The sequence below is a fragment of the Micromonospora sp. B11E3 genome (genome assembly GCF_039871625.1).
GTDB lineage: Bacteria > Actinomycetota > Actinomycetes > Mycobacteriales > Micromonosporaceae > Micromonospora.
The window spans coordinates 1-1692 of the sequence record NZ_JBDPMC010000196.1 but is presented as its reverse complement, the minus strand read 5'-3'; the positions used below and the strand labels follow the sequence as shown (position 1 = coordinate 1692).

Here is a 1692-nt window from a genome sequence, read left to right as displayed (position 1 = left end):
CTGAGCCTCGATCCACCGATGAATGTCGGGTCGGTGGGACCCCGGAGACAGAAAGTGCCCTCTGAGCTGGAAGGATAGGAGTTCTGACGCTTCTATCGTTTCGCTCGAGAGGGCACCTCGCAGGTGAGATTACGCCATGACGCGCCGGTGGTGCGCGCCTCGTTCGATGATCCGAATCTGGTGTCGTGTGCCGGCCTCGCTCCGGTGATGCGCCTGGCCCAGCAGGCCGGTCTGCATGACGCGGTCACCGACCGGGTGCGGCTACCGACGGACAAGGGCGCCAACCCTGCCGGGAAGGTCGCCACGATCGTGGCCGGGATGCTCGCGGGCGCGGACAGCATCGACGACCTCGACATCGCCCGGCACGGTGGCATGCCCTCGCTGTTCACGAGTGTGTTCGCGCCGTCGACGCTCGGGTCGTTCCTGCGCACGTTCACCCACGGACACGTACGGCAGCTGCAGGCCGCCGCCCGTGACACCCTGATCGGCCTGGCCGGCCGGGCCCCGATCCTTGCCGGCGCCGACGTGCTGACCTTTGTGGATATCGACTCGATGCTGCGCCGTGTCTACGGCAAGCAGAAGCAGGGCATCGGGTTCGGCCACACCAAGGTCGGCGGCTACAACGTCTACCTACGCGGCTACAACCCCCTGCTCGCCACGCTGTCCACACCGCTGTCGGCGCCGGTGATCGCCGCGACCAGGCTACGTTCGGGTAACGCAGGCTCGGCCCGCGGCGCGGCGAGCATGATCGCCGAAGCGATCACCACCGCCCGATCGTGCGGCGCGGCCGCAGAGATCGTGGTGCGGGCGGACTCGGCGTTCTACGCCAAGACCATGATCACTACGTGCCGGCGCCGCAACGTCAGGTTCTCGGTCACCTGCCGCATCGACGCGAAGATCCGCGCCGCATGCGACAGCATCACCGACGACCAATGGGTCAACATCAAGTACCCGCAGGCCGTCTGGGACGAAGACACCGGGCGGTGGATCTCCGATGCGCAGATCGCCGAGACCACGTACACCGCGTTCGCCGGCACCCGGCACCAGGTGACCGCCCGGCTGATCGTGCGCCGCATCCGCCGCGACGACCCGCAACAGATCCCCGGCCAAGACGAACTGCTACCGACCTACCGGTATCACGCCGTGTTCACCGACAGCCCGTTCACGCTCATACAGGCCGAAGCCCAGCACCGCGGCCACGCGATCATCGAACAGGTCAACGCCGACCTGATCGCCGGGCCCCTAGCGCACCTGCCCTCCGGCCGATTCAGCGCCAACGACGCCTGGCTGACCTGCGCCGCCATCGCCCACAACCTCACCCGCACCGCCGGGCACCTGGCCGCAGGCGCCTACCGCACCGCCCGGCCCGCCACGATCCGCACCCGGATCATCAACGTCGCGGCCCGCCTCGCGCACCGGGCCCGCACCATCCACATGCACCTACCCGACCACTGGCCCTGGCAAGCAGCGTTCGACAACCTGTTCACCGCCGTCCAGACCGCACCCGGCTGACCACACCTACCAGCAGAACCGGGCGGCCCGACCACAGGCCACAATCCCCATTCACCGCACAAACACGACTGGAGCAAGCCGACCAACGATCGGCGGCTCCCACACACCCGCCGACTCACCCCGACATCGAAATGATCAACCGGTGACCGCCGCCAACCGCGTCGGTGGATCAAGGCTGAG

General features: G+C 68.0%; 1 protein-coding gene. It reads left to right on the top strand.

Annotation, left to right across the window (positions count from 1 at the left end):
- The first annotated feature begins 123 nt into the window (after positions 1–123).
- Entirely contained in the window at positions 124–1512 is a 1389-nt protein-coding gene (locus ABGB16_RS33620; protein WP_347672082.1) for an IS1380 family transposase, read from the top strand.
- The last annotated feature ends 180 nt before the right edge of the window (positions 1513–1692 follow it).